15 protein-coding genes are annotated in these 17,076 nt (G+C 68.1%); 7 read left to right on the plus strand and 8 right to left on the minus strand.

The features are described 5' to 3' along the window. Positions 1–23: 23 nt before the first annotated feature. The 7 genes from AAHB17_RS07775 to AAHB17_RS07805 all read right to left on the minus strand — a co-directional run bounded on the left by AAHB17_RS07775 (position 24) and on the right by AAHB17_RS07805 (position 9,655). Positions 24–1,226 carry a ribonucleotide-diphosphate reductase subunit beta gene (locus AAHB17_RS07775; protein WP_342129967.1) on the minus strand — a complete coding sequence of 401 codons (1,203 nt, stop codon included), beginning with the start codon at positions 1,224–1,226 and terminating at the stop codon, positions 24–26. A gap of 142 nt (positions 1,227–1,368) precedes the next feature. Then, entirely contained in the window at positions 1,369–4,266 is a 2,898-nt protein-coding gene (locus AAHB17_RS07780; protein WP_446719570.1) for a ribonucleoside-diphosphate reductase subunit alpha, read from the minus strand. A 443-nt stretch (positions 4,267–4,709) separates the two neighbouring features. After that, entirely contained in the window at positions 4,710–5,297 is a 588-nt protein-coding gene (ampD, locus tag AAHB17_RS07785) for a 1,6-anhydro-N-acetylmuramyl-L-alanine amidase AmpD (protein ID WP_342129968.1), read from the minus strand. Further along, positions 5,287–6,777: a sigma-54-dependent transcriptional regulator gene (locus AAHB17_RS07790; RefSeq protein WP_342129969.1), complete on the minus strand. Its 1,491-nt coding sequence runs from the start codon at positions 6,775–6,777 to the stop codon at positions 5,287–5,289. Before AAHB17_RS07790 ends, ampD begins: the two co-directional genes overlap by 11 nt. Further along, complete coding sequence (locus tag AAHB17_RS07795) at positions 6,774–8,513, minus strand: two-component system sensor histidine kinase NtrB (protein WP_342129970.1); 1,740 nt, start codon at positions 8,511–8,513, stop codon at positions 6,774–6,776. The genes AAHB17_RS07790 and AAHB17_RS07795 overlap by 4 nt, the downstream gene beginning before the upstream one ends. Before the next feature lie 99 nt (positions 8,514–8,612). Next, complete coding sequence (locus tag AAHB17_RS07800) at positions 8,613–8,864, minus strand: PP0621 family protein (RefSeq protein ID WP_342129971.1); 252 nt, start codon at positions 8,862–8,864, stop codon at positions 8,613–8,615. Further along, positions 8,861–9,655 (minus strand): cytochrome C assembly family protein, encoded by a 795-nt coding sequence (locus tag AAHB17_RS07805; RefSeq protein ID WP_342129972.1) that lies wholly within the window; start codon positions 9,653–9,655, stop codon positions 8,861–8,863. Before AAHB17_RS07805 ends, AAHB17_RS07800 begins: the two co-directional genes overlap by 4 nt. Before the next feature lie 78 nt (positions 9,656–9,733). Between AAHB17_RS07805 and ffh the strand changes: the two genes are divergently transcribed. From ffh to AAHB17_RS07830, 5 genes are all read left to right on the plus strand, one after another. Next, positions 9,734–11,113, plus strand: coding sequence for a signal recognition particle protein (gene ffh / locus AAHB17_RS07810; protein ID WP_342129973.1), 1,380 nt, complete (start codon positions 9,734–9,736; stop codon positions 11,111–11,113). A gap of 13 nt (positions 11,114–11,126) precedes the next feature. Further along, the gene (locus tag AAHB17_RS07815) at positions 11,127–11,753 is read left to right on the plus strand and encodes a hypothetical protein (RefSeq protein WP_342129974.1); all 627 of its coding nucleotides are present in this window, start codon (positions 11,127–11,129) and stop codon (positions 11,751–11,753) included. A 62-nt stretch (positions 11,754–11,815) separates the two neighbouring features. Beyond that, the gene (gene lpxC, locus AAHB17_RS07820) at positions 11,816–12,739 is read left to right on the plus strand and encodes a UDP-3-O-acyl-N-acetylglucosamine deacetylase (protein ID WP_342129975.1); all 924 of its coding nucleotides are present in this window, start codon (positions 11,816–11,818) and stop codon (positions 12,737–12,739) included. A 20-nt stretch (positions 12,740–12,759) separates the two neighbouring features. Then, positions 12,760–12,936: a hypothetical protein gene (locus AAHB17_RS07825; protein WP_342129976.1), complete on the plus strand. Its 177-nt coding sequence runs from the start codon at positions 12,760–12,762 to the stop codon at positions 12,934–12,936. Positions 12,937–13,105: 169 nt separating this feature from the next. Next, positions 13,106–13,984, plus strand: coding sequence for a DMT family transporter (locus tag AAHB17_RS07830; protein WP_342129977.1), 879 nt, complete (start codon positions 13,106–13,108; stop codon positions 13,982–13,984). 11 nt (positions 13,985–13,995) lie between these two features. Here the strand turns inward: AAHB17_RS07830 and AAHB17_RS07835 are convergent, their stop codons facing one another. Next, entirely contained in the window at positions 13,996–14,691 is a 696-nt protein-coding gene (locus tag AAHB17_RS07835) for a GntR family transcriptional regulator (RefSeq protein WP_342129978.1), read from the minus strand. A 112-nt stretch (positions 14,692–14,803) separates the two neighbouring features. Between AAHB17_RS07835 and AAHB17_RS07840 the strand changes: the two genes are divergently transcribed. Together AAHB17_RS07840 and AAHB17_RS07845 are read left to right on the plus strand one after the other, a co-directional pair. Beyond that, on the plus strand, positions 14,804–15,781 hold the full coding sequence (locus tag AAHB17_RS07840; protein ID WP_342129979.1) for a Bug family tripartite tricarboxylate transporter substrate binding protein: 978 nt from the start codon (positions 14,804–14,806) through the stop codon (positions 15,779–15,781). A 111-nt stretch (positions 15,782–15,892) separates the two neighbouring features. After that, entirely contained in the window at positions 15,893–17,062 is a 1,170-nt protein-coding gene (locus AAHB17_RS07845) for a hypothetical protein (protein ID WP_342129980.1), read from the plus strand. Positions 17,063–17,076 lie beyond the last annotated feature (14 nt).

Consider the following 17,076-nt stretch of genomic DNA (forward strand, 5'->3'; position numbering starts at 1 on the left):
GGAAGAAGGTGTGGGCGCTGGGCTCAATCCCAGGACAGTGCGCCGCCCGACTGGTACTCGATCACGCGGGTTTCGAAGAAGTTGCGTTCCTTCTTGAGGTCGATCATCTCGCTCATCCAGGGGAACGGGTTTTCTTCGTTGGGGAACAGGGGCTCCAGGCCGATCTGCGTGGCACGCCGGTTGGCGATGTAGCGCAGGTAGCCCTTGAACATGGAGGCGTTGAGGCCCAGCACGCCGCGGGGCATGGTGTCCTCGGCATAGCGGTATTCAAGCTCGACGGCCTTCTCGAACAGCGCCTTGATCTCGGCCTTGAATTCGGGTGTCCACAGGTGCGGGTTCTCGAGCTTGAGCTGGTTGATCAGGTCGATGCCGAAGTTGCAGTGCATGGACTCGTCGCGCAGGATGTACTGGTACTGCTCGGCGGCACCGGTCATCTTGTTCTGGCGGCCCAGCGCCAGGATCTGCGTGAAGCCGACGTAGAAGAACAGACCTTCCATGAGGCAGGCAAAGACGATCAGGCTCTTGAGCAGGGTCTGGTCGTTCTCGGGCGTGCCGGTGTGGAAGTTGGGGTCCATGATCGCCTCGATGAAGGGGATCAGGAACTGGTCCTTGTCACGGATCGACGCCACCTCGTTGTAGGCGTTGAAAATCTCGCCTTCGTCCAGGCCGAGGGACTCGACGATGTACTGGTAGGCGTGGGTGTGGATGGCTTCTTCAAAGGCCTGGCGCAGCAGGAACTGGCGGCACTCGGGCGCCGTGATGTGGCGGTAGGTGCCCAGCACGATGTTGTTGGCGGCCAGCGAGTCGGCGGTGACGAAGAAGCCGAGGTTGCGCTTGACGATGCGGCGCTCGTCTTCGCTCAGGCCGTTGGGGTCTTTCCAGGTCGCGATGTCGCGCGACATGTTCACCTCCTGCGGCATCCAGTGGTTGGCGCAGGTGGCCAGGTATTTTTCCCAGGCCCACTTGTACTTGAAGGGCACCAGCTGGTTGACGTCGGTCTGGCCGTTGATGATGCGCTTGTCGGCGGCCGAGACGCGGCCACCCAGGCGGCTGGCGGCCTGCTGTGCGACCATGGCCTGTGCCTGGATGGGCGCGGAAGCAACGAGGGGAGCGGGACTGTGTTGCGCCAGAGACGGCGAGGCTGGCACACCGCTGGGGCTGTGCGATGCCGGCGGCAGAGATTGGCGTGGCGATGAGGGCTTGACTTCGTCGTCCCAGGTCAGCATAGGTGTGTCCGAGTGTGTGGATTATCAAAGCAGCGATTCGAAAAGCAAAGCGTCATCTCGAATCGCGGCATGTGTTTGTTGTGTCAGTGCATCGAAAACACGCACGAACACCCTGATGGGGTCCGTGCGTGTGGGGTCGCACTTACTGGCAGGCCTCACAACCGGGGTCGTCGATGGCGCAGAACTTGATGTCCGTGGCGGCTTCGCCCAGCATCGGTTCGGTGCTCACGGCGGCTTGGGGTGCGGTCTGCATCGCGCCGCCGCTGCCCATGGACACCGCGTTGAGCTGACCGGTGCGGCCGGTGGATTTCTCCACGTGCGTGGCGCTCATGGTGCGCAGGTAGTAGGTGGTCTTGAGGCCGCGCAGCCAGGCCAGCTTGTAGGTGTCGTCGAGCTTCTTGCCCGAGGCGCCGGCCATGTAGATGTTCAGGCTCTGTGCCTGGTCGATCCACTTCTGGCGGCGTGCGGCGGCTTCCACCAGCCAGGTGGTCTCCACCTCGAAGGCGGTGGCGTACAAGGCCTTGATGTCCTGCGGCACGCGGTCGATGGGGCGCAGCGAACCGTCGAAGTGCTTGAGGTCCATGACCATCACGTCGTCCCACAGGCCCAGGCGCTTGAGGTCCTTGACCAGGTAGCTGTTGATGACGGTGAACTCGCCCGACAGGTTGGACTTGACCGACAGGTTGCCGAAGCAGGGCTCGATCGAGGCATCCACGCCAATGATGTTGGAGATGGTGGCGGTGGGGGCGATGGCCACGCAGTTGGAGTTGCGCATGCCGTCGGCCGCGATCTTGGCGCGCAGCGCGTCCCAGTCCAGCGTCGCCGAGCGGTCGCATTCCACATAGCCGCCGCGCTGCTGGGCCAGCAGCTCCAGCGAGTCCAGCGGCAGGATGCCCTTGTCCCACAGCGAGCCCTTGTAGCTGGAGTAGCGGCCACGCTCGCGGGCCAGTTCGGTCGACGCCCAGTAGGCGTGGTAGCACACGGCTTCCATCGAGCGGTCGGCGAACTCGACCGCTTCCTGCGAGGCGTAGGGCACACGCAACTGGTACAGCGCGTCCTGGAAGCCCATGATGCCCAGCCCGACCGGGCGGTGGCGCAGGTTGGAGTCGCGCGCCTTCTTGACCGCGTAGTAGTTGATGTCGATCACGTTGTCGAGCATGCGCATCGCCGTCGTGATGGTGCGCTTGAGCTTGTCCTGGTCGATCTGGCCGTCCTTCAGGTGCTGCGCCAGGTTGACCGAGCCGAGGTTGCAGACCGCGGTTTCGGTGTCGCTGGTGTTGAGCGTGATCTCGGTGCACAGGTTGGACGAGTGCACCACGCCGGCGTGCTGTTGCGGGCTGCGCACGTTGCAGGCGTCCTTGAAGGTGATCCAGGGGTGGCCGGTCTCGAACAGCATCGAGAGCATCTTGCGCCACAGGTCGGTGGCCGGCACCTTGCGGTAGGGCTTGATCTCGCCGCGCGCGGCCTTCTCCTCGTAGGCCAGGTAGGCCTTTTCGAAGTCGGTGCCGAACTTGTCGTGCAGGTCGGGCACGTTGTTGGGTGAGAACAGGCTCCACTCGCCCTTTTCCATCACGCGCTTCATGAACAGGTCGGGAATCCAGTTCGCCGTGTTCATGTCGTGGGTGCGGCGGCGGTCGTCGCCGGTGTTCTTGCGCAGCTCCAGGAATTCCTCGATGTCCAGGTGCCAGGTTTCCAGGTAGGTGCAGACCGCGCCCTTGCGCTTGCCGCCCTGGTTCACGGCCACGGCCGTGTCGTTGACCACCTTGAGGAAAGGCACCACGCCCTGCGACTCGCCGTTGGTGCCCTTGATGTGGCTGCCCAGGGCGCGCACGCGCGTCCAGTCGTTGCCCAGGCCGCCGGCGAACTTGCTCAGCAGCGCGTTTTCCTTGATGGACTCGTAGATGCCGTCGAGGTCGTCGGGCACCGTTGTCAGGTAGCAGCTGGAGAGCTGCGAGCGCAGCGTGCCCGAGTTGAACAGCGTGGGCGTGGACGACATGAAGTCGAACGAGGACAGCACCTCATAGAACTCGATGGCGCGCGCCTCGCGGTCGATTTCGTTCAGCGCCAGGCCCATGGCCACACGCATGAAGAAGGCCTGCGGCAGCTCGATGCGGGTCTTACGCACGTGCAGGAAGTAGCGGTCGTACAGGGTCTGCAGGCCCAGGTAGTCAAAGCCGAGGTCGCGGTCTGCCTTGAGCGCGGCGCCCAGGCGCTTGAGGTCGTACTGCAGCAGCTTCTCGTCCAGCAGCTCGTTCTCCACCCCCTTCTTGATGAAGCCCGGGAAGTAGTCGGCGTAGTGGGTGGCCATGTCGGCCTGCAGCACTTCCTCGCCCAGCACTTCCTTGACGATGGTGTGCAGCAGCAGGCGTGCCGTGGCGTAGGTGTAGTCGGGGTCCTTCTCGATCAGGGTGCGGGCGGCCAGGATGGCGGCCTTGTGCACTTCTTCGAGCGGCACGCCGTCGTAGAGGTTGCGCAGCGTTTCGGCGACGATCGGGTCGGGCTTGACCTCGCTGCCCAGGTTGGCGCAGGCGTTGTTGATCAGGCCCTGCAGGTGGGCGATGTCCAGCGTCACGCGCTGGCCCTGGTCCAGCACGTGCAGCACCGGGGCGGTGGTGGTCGGTGCGCCTTGTTGTGCGCGCTCCTGCGCGCGGCGTTCGCGGTACAGCACGTAGGCGCGGGCCACTTCGTGGTGACCGCTGCGCATCAGGCCCAGTTCAACCTGGTCTTGCACGTCTTCGATGTGGAAGGTGCCGCCGCTGGGGCGCGAGCGCATCAGCGCGCGCACCACGGCCTGAGTCAGCTGCTCCACGTCCTCGCGCACGCTGGCCGAGGCAGCGCCCTGCGTGCCGTGCACGGCCAGGAAGGCCTTCATCAGCGCGACGGCGATCTTGTTGGGGGCGAAGGGCACCACGGCGCCGTTGCGACGGATGATCTGGTAGTGCGACAGCGCATCGCCGGTGGTGGCGCGCGCCGCGGTGTCGGTGGCCATGGGCAGGCCGGCCTGGGCGGCGGGGGAGATGCTGGCTTCGGTGGTTTGCATTGGTTCCTCTTGAGATTGTTGTGGGTTCGTTTCGCTGCAATGCGGGGGACTGAGCGTGATGGCTTTTCAGGGTTTCGAGGCTTCACCAGGGGACCAGGGGAGGTGGCATGGTGGCCTTCCCGGTGTTTTGTCCAAATCGCTGGATGGGCACTATATCTAGTGTGTCGGCTTACGACAAGCCACTACCGGTAGTGTATCGATCGCCGGTTTCAATAGGCAAAAAAGCGGGTATTTTTTTGCGGGCCCAGGTGATCGGCATGGCACCTCCACGGTGCCCGCTGCATCGCCATGGCCGGCGCTGGTGTGCGTGTCGCAGGCCTCATGCCATGCGGCCTGGCGGTGGTTTTTTGCTCGCAGGGCGCGCCGCTGCTGGCTTGCATGATCCGACGCATCGGCCGGATCATGGTCCGGTCATGGCGACGTGGGGCGCTGCGGGTGCGGGCCTATCGGGGAAAACACCGATCCGGCCAGCCCAATTGCCGCCGGAAGGCAGGCCAGTCAAAACCGGGTCCGGGGTCGAACTTGCGGCCGGGGCTCACGTGCTCGTGGCCCACCACCTGGACGATGGGGTAGCGCCGCGCCAGCCGTTGGCACAACGTGGCCAGCGCGGCGTATTGCGCCGCTTCGAACAGCCCGCCTTCCAGGCCTTCGAGTTCGATGCCGATCGCGTAGTCGTTGCAGTTGTCGCGGCCGCGCCACGACGACTGACCGGCGTGCCAGGCCCGTTGATCACAGGCCACGAACTGCAGCACCGAGCCGTCGCGCCGGACCAGGAAATGCGCCGACACCCGCAGCCCGCGGATGCCCTGGAAATAGGGGTGGGCGTCCCAGTCCAGGCGGTTGTGGAACAGGGCCTCGATCTCGCCGCCGCCGAACACGCCCGGTGGCAGGCTGATCGAGTGCACCACGATCAGGTCGATGGCGGTGCCCGCCGGGCGCGGTCCGAAATTGGGCGACGGACTGTGGCGCGTGTGGCTGAGCCAGTGGCCGGCCGGCGCACCACCCCGGGGTGGTGCCGCGTCACTCGTCATTGTCGGGGGTGCCATTGGGCATGGGAATCTGCAGGCGCTGGATGCGGTAGCGGATCTGGCGCAGGTTCAGGCCCAGCTTGGCCGCCGCCAGCGTGCGGTTGAAGTGGGTCTCGCGCAGCACGCGCACCAGCACCTCGCGCTCCTGCTGGTCCAGGTAGGCCTGCAGATCGGTGGGGGCGGGCGCCGCCACGCCCGCATCGGTGGGCATGCCGGGCGCGGCTGGCTCGGCGGGTGCGGGCGCGCCGTCGGTGTCCAGGGGCGGGGGGGCGCCGTCGTGCAGGTCCTCGGGGGTGATGGTCTCCGAGCCACACAAGGCCAGCGCGCGGTGCAGCAGGTTTTCCAGCTCGCGCACATTGCCGGGCAGCGGGTGTTGTTGCAGCCAGGCCATGGCCTCGGGCGACACCTCGGGCAGTGGCTGGCCCGATTCGGCACAGATGCGCCTGAGCAGGGCATGCACCAGCGATTCCAGGTCCTCGCGCCGCTCGCGCAGCGCCGGCATGCGGACCTCGATCACGTTGAGCCGGTAGAAGAGGTCCTGCCGGAAGCGCCCGGCCTTGACCTCGGCCGCCAGGTCCTTGTGGGTGGCACTGACCAGCCGCACGTCGATGCGCTCCTCCTGCACCGCGCCCAGGGCGCGCACCTGACGCTCCTGCACCACCCGCAGCAGCTTGGCCTGCATGGACAGCGGCAGGTCGCCGATCTCGTCCAGGAACAGGGTGCCGCCGTGCGCGGCCTGGCAGTAGCCCTCGCGGTCTTGGGTGGCGCCGGTGTAGGCGCCTTTGCGCACGCCGAAGAACTCGGCCTCGATCAGCGACTCCGGGATGGCGCCGCAGTTGACCGCCACAAACGGCGCGCTGGCGCGGTGGCTGCAGCCGTGCAGCGCACGCGCGACCAGCTCCTTGCCGGTGCCCGATTCGCCCAGCACCAGCACCGGTGCCATGCTGCGCGCCACCCGCTCGATGCGCTGGCGCACCGTCTGCATGAGCACCGACGGGCCCACGATGCGGGCCAACGGGCTGTTGTCGGTGGCCTCTTCGGCCAGGGTGGGGGCCGATGCCGCCTGGCGGGCGGCCTGCAGCGGCTTCTCGCCTGGCAGGCTGTGCAGCGCCGAGGCCACCACGCTGCGGAACTGCTTGAGGTCGACCGGTTTGGTCAGGTAGTCGAAGGCACCACACTTGAGGGCCTCGACCGCGTTTTCGGCCGAGCCGTGGGCGGTGATCACGATCGCCCGCTCCGGACGTTGCCCGGCGCTGAGTTCGCGCAGCAGCTCGATGCCCAGGCCGTCGGGCAGGCGCATGTCGGTGATGACCGCATGGAAACGCTTGTGCTCCAGCGCGGCGCGTGCTTCCCGCAGGTCCTGGGCGGCTTCAACCCGGTAGCCCTCGCGCAGCAGCGTGAGCTCGTAGAGCGTGCGCAGGTCGGGCTCGTCGTCGACGACCAGGATGTCGTAGGGGGTGGCGGCAGCGCTGGAGGAGGTCATGGGTGGGCGATGGCCGAGGCGGGGAAGGCGGGCGACAGGCTGTTCAGGCGCGGTATGTCCACCATGAACTCGTTGCCTTCGCGCTGGTCGAGCGGGCCGCGCTGGTAGCCGATGTGGGCCCCATAACGTTCGCACAACTGCCGGCAAATGTACAAGCCCAGGCCGCTGCTGCGGCTTTCCGACGAAAAGAAGGGCTCGAACAGGTGGCGACGCACGCCTGCGTCCAGTGGCGCACTGTCGCTCCAGACACTCAGGCGCACGCGGTACAGGCCCAGCGGCTGGGTGCTGACGCAGATGCTGCCGGCGTGGCCGCTCGCATAGCGTCGGGCGTTGTCCAGCAGGTTGACCAGCAGCCGGCGCAGGTGCTCGGGGTCGAAGGCAACGTGGGCGCCCGGGCAGTGCGCGCGCACCTCCAGCATGGCAGCGCACTGGTTCTGCTGCGCCCAGTCGTGGGCGAGCGCGTGCACATTCACGTCCAGCGCCAGGGCCGGCGCGTTGCCCAGCGCGGCTGGCGTGGGCTCCAGCCGCGCCACATTGAGGATGTCGTCGACGATGCGCGCCAGGCGCTGCGCGTTCTGCCCGATCATGCCGGTCAGGCGGCGCTGGGTGGGCGCGCTCAGCTCTTCTTCCAGCAGGGCATTGGCCTGGGAAATGGCGGCCAGCGGGTTGCGGATCTCGTGCGCCACCGCGGCCGACATGCGCCCCATGGCCGCCAGTTTTTCGGTGCGCACGCGGGCCTCCATCTCGCGCAGGTCTTCCATGAACACCACACACAGGTTGTCCGTCTCGTCGCCGTGCACGCCGGTGAGGTGGGTGCGGGCGAACAGGGTGCGCCGCACGCCCTGGCCCAGGTCCAGCCGCAGCTCCTCCTCCAGCGGCACACGCGACTCGAAGGCGCGTTGCACCAGTTGCAGCATGTCCTGCCAGGCCTGGTGGCTGGCCAGGTCCAGCGCGCTGCCGTGGTCGGCGCGCGGGCCGTCGGCATACAACATGGCCTGGGCGGCCGGGTTGGCGTGGCGGGCGCGGCCCTGGCGGTCGATCACCAGCACCCCTTCGGACAGGCCTTCGATCACCAGCTCGTTCACCTGGGCCTGGGTGCGCGCAGCGATCTGGCTGCTTTGGGCCAGGGCTTCCTCGCGCGCCAGGCGCAGCGCCAGCTGGTTGGCCAGCAGCGCGACCAGGAAGAAGCCGGTGCCGGTCAGGCCGGTCTGCACCAGGCGGGCGGCCGAATCGTTGCTGGCCGAGAGCAGGCTCCAGCCGGCGTCGAACAGCAGGAACAGCGTGACGGCGGCGGCCGTGGCCAGGCTCAGCATCAGCGAGCCCAGCACCGAGGCCAGCAGCAAGGGCAGCACAAACAGCGGCGTGTAGTTGAAGCCGCCCTGCTGGAAGAATTGCAGGCAGCCGAAGACGGCGATGTCGATCACCAGGGTCCAGATCCAGCGCAGGTCGATGCGCCGGCCGCTGTCGCTGCGTGGCGACCAGCGCAGCGAAGCCGCGGTGGACACGACGTAGGCCACGCTGACACCGATCAGCCAGGGCTGGCCGCCGGTGTTGATGGTGTGGGCCCACAGCTGCAAGCCCAGCAGCACCACGGCCACCAGGACCCGCGCCTGCATGAAGGCGCGCCACAGGCGGGCGAAGGAATGGGCATGGGCGTCGGCCGCGCCCGCCTGGGCCATCTCCGATTCGTGGAACCAGGTGGGGATGAAGGTTGACGCCGCGTCCCGCCGTTTCATCACCGGGGCCGATGCTGGAGTGGGGGGCTTCCGCTCATGAGCGACTGGCCCACGCCCTGGCGGGCGATGGCGCGAACGCCTTCGGCGGCCGTGCGGCGCTCATGGGCCGCCTTCACTCAGGCGCCGGTGTTCGGCGCTGCAATACGGCCCACGGGCGCCGGCCAGGGACTCGTTGGCCGGCAGGTGCAGGCCACAATGCGCGCAGGCCACCATGGCCGATGGACCGGGGGGCTGGGCGGGCGTCTGGGGGCGCGCCGGTGGCGGCTGGCGGCTGGCCATGTCGTTGACGCGGGCACGGCGCCAGAGCCACACGCCGGCCAGCACCACCACCAGGACGAGCAGGAACTTCATGCGCGCTGCAGCAGCACTTCAAGCACGAAGCGCGAGCCCACATAGCCCAGCAGCAGCAGGCCGGCGCCGGCGTACAGCACCCGCGCGGCGGTGCGCCCGCGCCAGCCCAGGCGCCAGCGGCCCCACAGCAGCACGGCCGTGGTCAGCCAGGCCAGCATCGAAAACACCGTCTTGTGGTTCCAGACCCAGCCGCCGGTCAGCGTCACGGCGAACCAGCCGCCGGCCAGCAGGGTGGCGGTCAGCAGCACAAAACCGGCGCCAACGAAGCGGAAGGTCAGGCGCTCCAGGCCCAGCAGCGGCATGCCCGGCGTGGCCTCGCTGCTGCCCAGGCGCATGGCGCGCTCGGCGCGGCGCATCATCCAGGCATGGAAAACCGCCATGGCGAACATGGCGTAGGACGCCACGCCCAGCGCCCAGTGCAGGGGCAGCCACTGCGAGGGCAGGTTGTGGTGGTCGCTGCCGGGAAACACCCAGGCCAGCAGCACCGCCACCGTGCCCAACCCGGCCAGCGCCAGCGTGGATTGCAGCCGCGGGTAGACCCAGGTCTCGATGGCGTAGACCGCCAGGACCAGCCAGGCGGTGACAGACAGCGCAGGCGCGAAGCCGAACTTGGGCGGCTGGCCGCCAAAGCCCACCAGCAAGGTGGCCGCGTGCAGCAGCCAGGTCAGGCTCATCAGCGTGCGCTGTGCCGGGGCCTGCAGGCGCAGGCGTCCCAGCGCCAGTGCGGCATAGCCCAGCGCGGCGCTCAGGACCAGCGCCGTGTTCCACCAGGGGCTCGCAGCTAAAATCATCCGCACAGTTTAACGGCCCCGCCCTCTCCGAGGCGCCGCCGCTGCCGCCCGCCCGCGGCTGTCCAACCGGTTCTCATCATGGCTTCAGCCCTCTCCGAAAAACTTTCCCGCATCGTCAAGGAGATGCGCGGCCAGGCCCGCATCACCGAAGGCAACGTCGCCGACATGCTGCGCGAGGTGCGCATGGCCCTGCTGGAGGCCGACGTGGCCCTGCCGGTGGTGCGCGACTTCATCGCCCGCGTCAAGGACAAGGCCCTGGGCGCCGAGGTGGTGGGCTCGCTCACGCCGGGCCAGGTGCTGGTGAGCATCGTCAACCGCGAGCTGGCTGCCACCATGGGCACGGGCGTGGCCGACATCAACCTCGCCGCCCAGCCGCCGGCCGTGATCCTGATGGCCGGCCTGCAGGGCGCGGGCAAGACCACCACCACCGCCAAGTTGGCCAAGCACCTGATCGAGAAGCGCAAGAAGAAAGTGCTCACGGTCTCGGGCGACGTCTACCGCCCGGCCGCCATCGAACAGCTCAAGACCGTGACCAAACAGGCCGGGGCCGAGTGGTTCCCGAGCACGGCCGACCAGAAGCCGGTCGACATCGCCCGCGCGGCGCTGGACCATGCGCGCAAGCACTACTTCGACGTGCTGCTGGTCGACACCGCCGGCCGCCTGGCCATCGATGAAGCGCTGATGCGCGAGATCCAGGAGCTGCACGCCGCGCTCAACCCGGTGGAAACGCTGTTCGTGGTCGACGCCATGCAGGGCCAGGACGCGGTCAACACCGCCAAGGCCTTCAAGGACGCGCTGCCGCTGACCGGCATCATCCTGACCAAGATGGACGGCGACTCGCGCGGCGGCGCGGCGCTGTCGGTGCGCGCCATCACCGGCGCACCCATCAAGTTCGCCGGTGTCAGCGAGAAGATCGATGGCCTGGAGGTGTTCGACGCCGACCGCCACGCCGGGCGTGTGCTGGGCATGGGCGACATCGTGGCCCTGGTCGAGCAGGTCACCGCCGGCGTGGACATGGCCCAGGCCCAGCGCCTGGCGGCCAAGGTCAAGAGCGGCGAGGGCTTCGACCTCAACGACTTCCTCGACCAGATCCGGCAGATGAAGAAGATGGGCGGCCTGTCCAGCCTGATGGACAAGCTGCCCTCGGGCATGGCCGCCAAGGCCAGCGAGGCCGACCTGAACCGTGCCGAGAAGGACATCAAGCGCAAGGAAGGCATCATCTGCAGCATGACGCTGCTGGAGCGCCGCAAGCCCGAACTCATCAAGGCGACCCGCAAACGCCGCATCGCCGCCGGTGCCGGTGTGCACGTTCAGGAGGTCAACCGCCTGCTCAAGGAATTCGAGCAGATGCAGGGCATGATGAAGAAGATGAAGGGCGGCGGCCTCATGAAGATGATGAAACGCATGGGCGGCATGCCCGGCATCGGCAAGGGCATGCCCAAGCTGCCCGGTATGTGACCCGGCGCCGGTCATGCTGACCTGGCTGGAAGCCGCGCTGGCCCTGCTGGTGCTGGCCGTGTCCCTCGCCCTGCGGCCCTGGCGCATGCTGCAAGCCAGCCTGCTGACGCCCTGGCTGGCGGCCACCGTCTGCCTGCCGCTGGTGTGGCTCTTGCCCCAGCGTTTGCCCCAAGGCATGGCGGTGCAATTCTCGGGCGCCTGCCTGCTGGTGCTCATGGTCGGCTGGCCGCTGGCGGTCCTGGCCCTGGCCGTGGTGGCCATCGGGGTGTGGGCGCTGGGTTCCTGGCCGCTGGCGGCGGCGCTGTCGCAACTGGTGTGGCTGGGCTTGGTGCCCGCCACGCTGGCGCTGCTGCTGGGGGCCGCGCTGCGGCGCTGGCTGCCACCCAATCCCTTCGTGTACGTGCTCGGCCGGGGGTTTCTGGGCACGGCGCTGTGTGTGTTTGTGTCCGGCGCCGTACAGGAACTGCTGTACCGCCTGGTGGGCCAGGTCGGGCTGGAGCAGGCCCTGGTGGCGCACTGGCTCATGGCCTGGGGCGACGCCTTCCTCACCGGCATGCTGGCGGCCATCTTCGTGGCCTTCGCCCCGCAGTGGCTGGCCACCTGGTCGGATGCGCGCTACCTGCAACCACCCCCGTCTTGACGCTATCGCGGGCATAGCCAGGCTTGTCAGCGGCCAAACGCTCAAAAAAGTAAAATTGCCACGTGCTGCAACAACGAACCCTCAAATCCCTGACCCGCGCCGTGGGCGTGGGCCTGCACAGCGGCCAGCGCGTCGAACTGACGCTGCGCCCGGCGCAGCCCGACACCGGCATCGTGTTCCGGCGTGTCGACCTGCCGCAGCCGGTCGACATCCCCATTTCGGCCACCGCCGTCACCGACACGCGCCTGGCGTCCACCATTTCGCACGGTGGCGCCAAGGTCCACACCGTCGAGCACCTGATGAGCGCCTGCGCCGGCCTGGGGCTGGACAACCTGTACGTGGACATCACCGCCGAGGAGGTTCCCATCCTCGACGGTTCGGCCGCGTCCTTTGTCTACCTGCTGCAAAGCGCCGGCATCGCGCTGCAGAACGCGCCCAAGCGCTTCATCCGGGTGATCAAGCCGGTGGAGGTGCGCGAGGGCGAAGGCAAGAACGCCAAATGGGCCCGGCTCGACCCTTACCACGGTTACAAGCTCAGCTTCGAGATCGAGTTCGACCACCCGGCGGTCAACGCCACCGGCCAGCGTGTGGAATTCGATTTCGGCAGCGGCCAGTACGCCCGCGAGATCGCTCGCGCCCGCACCTTCGGCTTCACCCGCGACGTGGAGATGATGCGTGCCAACGGCCTGGCGCTGGGTGGCGGGCTGGACAACGCCATCGTGATGGACGACGTCAAGGTGCTCAACGCCGACGGCCTGCGCTACAGCGACGAGTTCGTCAAGCACAAGATCCTCGACGCGATTGGCGACCTGTACCTGGTGGGCAAGCCCCTGCTGGCGGCCTACAGCGCCTACCGCTCGGGCCACGCCATGAACAACCAGCTGCTGCGCGCCCTGCTGGCCCGGCCCGACGCCTACGAAATCGTCGACTTCGAGCACCGCTCGCAGGCGCCACAAGGTTTCGCCGAGCCGGCCCCGGCCTGGTGATCCCCGAGTTCGGACCGCCCATGCTCCTGTTCCGCTGGACCGTGATGTTCCTGCTGCTGGTCGCGGGGGTCTCGTTCGCCTTCTACATCGGCACCGGCCAGGCCCGCTTCCGACTGTTCGGCCTGCGGGTGCTCAAGTGGACGGTGATCGCGGCGCTGGGCTTCTTCGCCGTCCTTTTCCTGGAACGACTCGCCTGATGTCTGCCCCCATGCTCCACCGCCGCGCGGGTCGCTGGCCTTGCAGGCCGCGGCGCTGCCAGAGTCAGCGCCTCTTCGGGCTGTCCAAGCCTGCGCGGGCAGGCTTGGAGCCGCAGCCCTCAGCCCCACGGGGGCTGCCTCGCCTTGGGGCGGCCCGGCGGCGAAGCTGATGCCCGTCTCAGGCAACCTGCGCAGCATCGCCGCGATGCTGACCGCCGTGGCTTTTTTCTCGGTGATGGACACCGTGCTCAAGCTGCTGTCCGCCCACTACCCGGCGACCCAGGTGGCCGCCTTGCGGGGCCTCGTGGCCATGCCCCTGGTCGTCGCCTACGTGCTCTGGCGCCGCGAGGCCCATACCCTGCTGCGGATACGCTGGCCCTTGCACCTGCTGCGCGGGTTGGTCGGCGTGGTCATGCTCAGCCTGTTCACCTTCGCACTGCGTGAGCTGCAGCTGGCCGAGGCCTACACCATCTTCTTCATCGCGCCGCTGATGATCACGGTCTTGTCCATTCCGGTGCTCAAGGAGAAGGTCCGGCCGGCGCACTGGGCCGCGGTGGCGGTGGGTCTGGTGGGGGTGGTGATCGCCCTGCGGCCGCAGGGCGAGGGCTTCTTCACCTGGGGCGCGCTGGCGGTGCTGGGCTCGGCCCTGTGCTACTCGGTGTCGGCCGTGACCGGGCGCCTGCTCAGCCGCAGCGATTCGGCCGTCAGCCTGATTTTCTGGTCCATGGCCATGATCACCGTGGGCGCCGGCACGATGGCCTGGCCCCAGTGGGTGCCGGTGCGCGCCGAACACACGGCCCTGCTGCTGGCCTTGGCGGCCACCGGCTTCATCGCCCAGCTGTGCATCACCGAAGCCTTCCGCCATGGCCAGGCCGCCGCCGTGGCACCCTTCGAATACACCGCCCTGGCCTGGGGTGCCGGTATCGACTGGCTGCTGTGGCACACCCTGCCGCAGGCCCACACCCTGGTGGGCGCGGCCATCATCATCGCCAGCGGCCTCTATCTGATCCACCTGGAGCGCGGGCAGAACACCGCCCTGCCGCCGTGATCAGCGCCTGATCAGCGGGGCGAGCGCTGCCCGGTCAGCAGCTCGCGCTTGTTGTCGCGGCTGCGGCGGGCGTGCTCGCGCATCAGGGCCTCGGCGCGAGCGCTCTCTCGCATCTCAACTGCCTCCAGGATGTCCTCGTGGTCCTGCTGGGCGCGCTGGATGAAGTGGAACTCCAGCCGTGGCGCGGTGCCGTGCAGACTCAGCGCGGCGGCGCCGGCCAGGGGCGTCTTGGCCACGTGTTCCAGCGCCGAGGCCAGCGTGCGGTTGCCCGCCGCCGCCACCAGCGTGGCGTGAAAGCGCGCGTTCATCGGCACCCAGCGGGAGGCGTCTATGCGCCAGTCCTGCGCGCGGGCCTCTTCCAGCAGCGCGCGGCCCAGTTCGATGCACTCGCGCAGCACCGCCAGCGTCTCGGGGGTGGCGACGCGCTCGGCCAGGCGACGCGCCGCCATGCCCTCGAGCACGCCGCGCACGTCGATGGCATCGGCGATGTCGTCGGTGGAAAACGCCCGGACCCGGAAGCCCCGTGTCGGCAGGCGCTCCAGCAGGCCCTCGCGCTCCAGCTCCTCGAAAGCCAGGCGTATGGGCGTGCGCGAGGCCCCCAGCTCGGCGGACACGGCCAGCTCCACCAGGCGTTCGCCCGGTTGGTAGTGGCCGGTCAGGATGCGGCGGCGGAGTTCGGCGGCGGTGGCGTGGATCTGGGTTGCCATGGGGGGAGAGTGTAGGTGTCGCCAAAATTGCATGCAAAAAATAGTTTTGACTTCTTGTTTAAATCAAATAAAGTTAATATTGCATGCATAACTACCCCACTTGGAGACACCGATGACGAATGCCCGTCGCGTCTGGCTGCTGGCCATGGCCTGCACCGCCCTGTTCCCCCTGGCCCACGCCCAAGGCGACAACTACCCCAACAAGCCCATCCGCCTCATCGTCCCCTTCCCGCCGGGTGGCGGTGGCGACACCCTGGCTCGCCTGGTGATGACCCGTGCCGCCAAGGAGTTGGGTCAGCCCCTGGTGGTGGAAAATCTGGCGGGCGCCGGCGGCAACGTCGGTTCACAGGCCGCCGCGCGTGCGCCGGCCGACGGCTACACCCTGCTGTACGGCACCAACGGCACCCATGCCATCAACCACACGCTGTACAAGTCCACCGGCTTCGACCCGCGCAAGGACTTCGTGCCCATCAGCCGCATGACCCGCATCGCCGCGCTGGTGGTGGTGCGCCCGGGGATGGAGGTCGTCACCATGCCCGAGCTGCTCAAGCTCATCCGCAGCCGCCCGGGCAAGTACACCTTCGCCTCGGCCGGCAACGGCACCACCTCGCACCTGGCGGGCGAGATGCTCAAGTCCCAGGCCGACTTGGACATGGTCCACGTGCCCTACAAGGGCGGCGCGCCGGCCATGACCGACCTGATCGGCGGCCAGGTGGACCTGATGATCGACGTCATGCCCAACACCGCGCCCCAGGTGCGCGGCGGCCGCGTGCGTGGCCTGGCGGTCAGCACCGCCCAGCGCGTGCCCAGCTTCGCCGAGCTGCCCACGGTGGCCGAATCCGGCGTTGCCGGTTTCGACGTCAGCGCCTGGGACGCCGTCTTCGCGCCGGCCGGCACGCCGCGCGCGGTGGTCGACAAGGTCAACGCCGCCATCCACAAGGCCCTGGCCGATCCCGAGCTCAAGCAGCAACTGGCCAGCCGAGGCAGCGATCCCGCGCCCTCCACGCCCGAGGAGCTGGGCCGCTTCGTGAACACGGAGCTGGAGCGCTGGGGCGCGGCCGTCAAGCGCTCGGGCGCGATGATTGATTGATCCCCCCGCGCCGTGCCTGCGGCGCATCACCCCCCAGGGGGCGATGCCAGCCGACCGGCAAAGCCGGATCGGCGGCATCCCCGATTGAGGCACTTCATTCGCACCACCACCATGAACCATCCATCTCCTTCGGGCACGTCCTACTTCGGCATGCCCCTGGCCTTGCGGCCCGAGATCACCGAGACCAAGCACTACTTCCAGGCGCTGGACAACTTCACCCGCACCTTTGCCTTCCGCCCCGGCGACGAGGTGCTGATGCTGGCCGATCCGCTGCTGGACCCGCGCGTGATCGACGCGGTGCAGGGCCACGCCAAGGCGCGTGGCGCCACGGTGCGGGTCTACATGGAGCCCAGCTCGCGCGTGACCGAGATCCCGGACGCGATCAAGCCACTGCTGGAGCGCGCCAGCTTCGTGGTCTCCACCTGGTTCTGCTCCATCATCGACCCCTTCTGCATCGCGCTGCGCAAGCGCGGCCAGCGCTGGGTCAAGATCACCTACTTCCGCAACCTGGACCTGCTGCACACGCCGCAGGCGCGTTTCCCCATCGACCTGGTGGGCGAGATCACCCGCGCCACGGCGCGCCGCTACCCTCAGGGGCAGGATTTCGACCTGCACTTCAGCGACACGCGCGGCAGTGACTTCCGCATCGGCTTCACGCCGCAGATGCGCGAGAACATGCTCTCGACCAACCGCTGGCGCGGCAAGATGGGCGCCGACGAGGACGGCTGCTACGTGCACTACCTGGCCTCGCACGGCCCCAACCTGTGGGACCACAACGCGGTCAAGAACGACCTGTCGGTGCCCACCCGCATGAGCGGCGTGCTCTACCCGCAGTGGGCCGTGGGTTTCGCCAGGCCCTTCGATGAACGCATCGGCGTCTTCTTCGATGGCGAGTACGTCTCGCACGTCACCGGCGAGTCCAAGGACGCCCGGCTGCTGCGTGACATGCTGGTGGGCGGCCGCATGATCGAGGGCGGCGGCTGCGGCTTCAACCCCAAGGCGCCGCGCCACGTCATCTATCCGGCCGGCTCCAACGCTCCTGGCGCGCTGCACTTCGGCATCGATCTGGCGAAACCGGCCGACTACATCCGCCGCACCATGCCCGACTGGGAGGAGCCGCCCATCCACGTCGACCTGGTGACCCTGGATGCCACCGTGAAGGCCGGCGACAACCTGCTGATCGACCAGGGTTTCCTGTGCGCCCTGCGCGACCCCGAGGTGGTGGCATTGGCCGAGCGCTACGGGGACCCGGTGGAGCTGCTCGAAGCCGGTGTCGACTGAGCCTAGAATCCGCG

The sequence above is a fragment of the Hydrogenophaga sp. OTU3427 genome (genome assembly GCF_038440225.1).
Lineage (GTDB): Bacteria > Pseudomonadota > Gammaproteobacteria > Burkholderiales > Burkholderiaceae_C > Hydrogenophaga.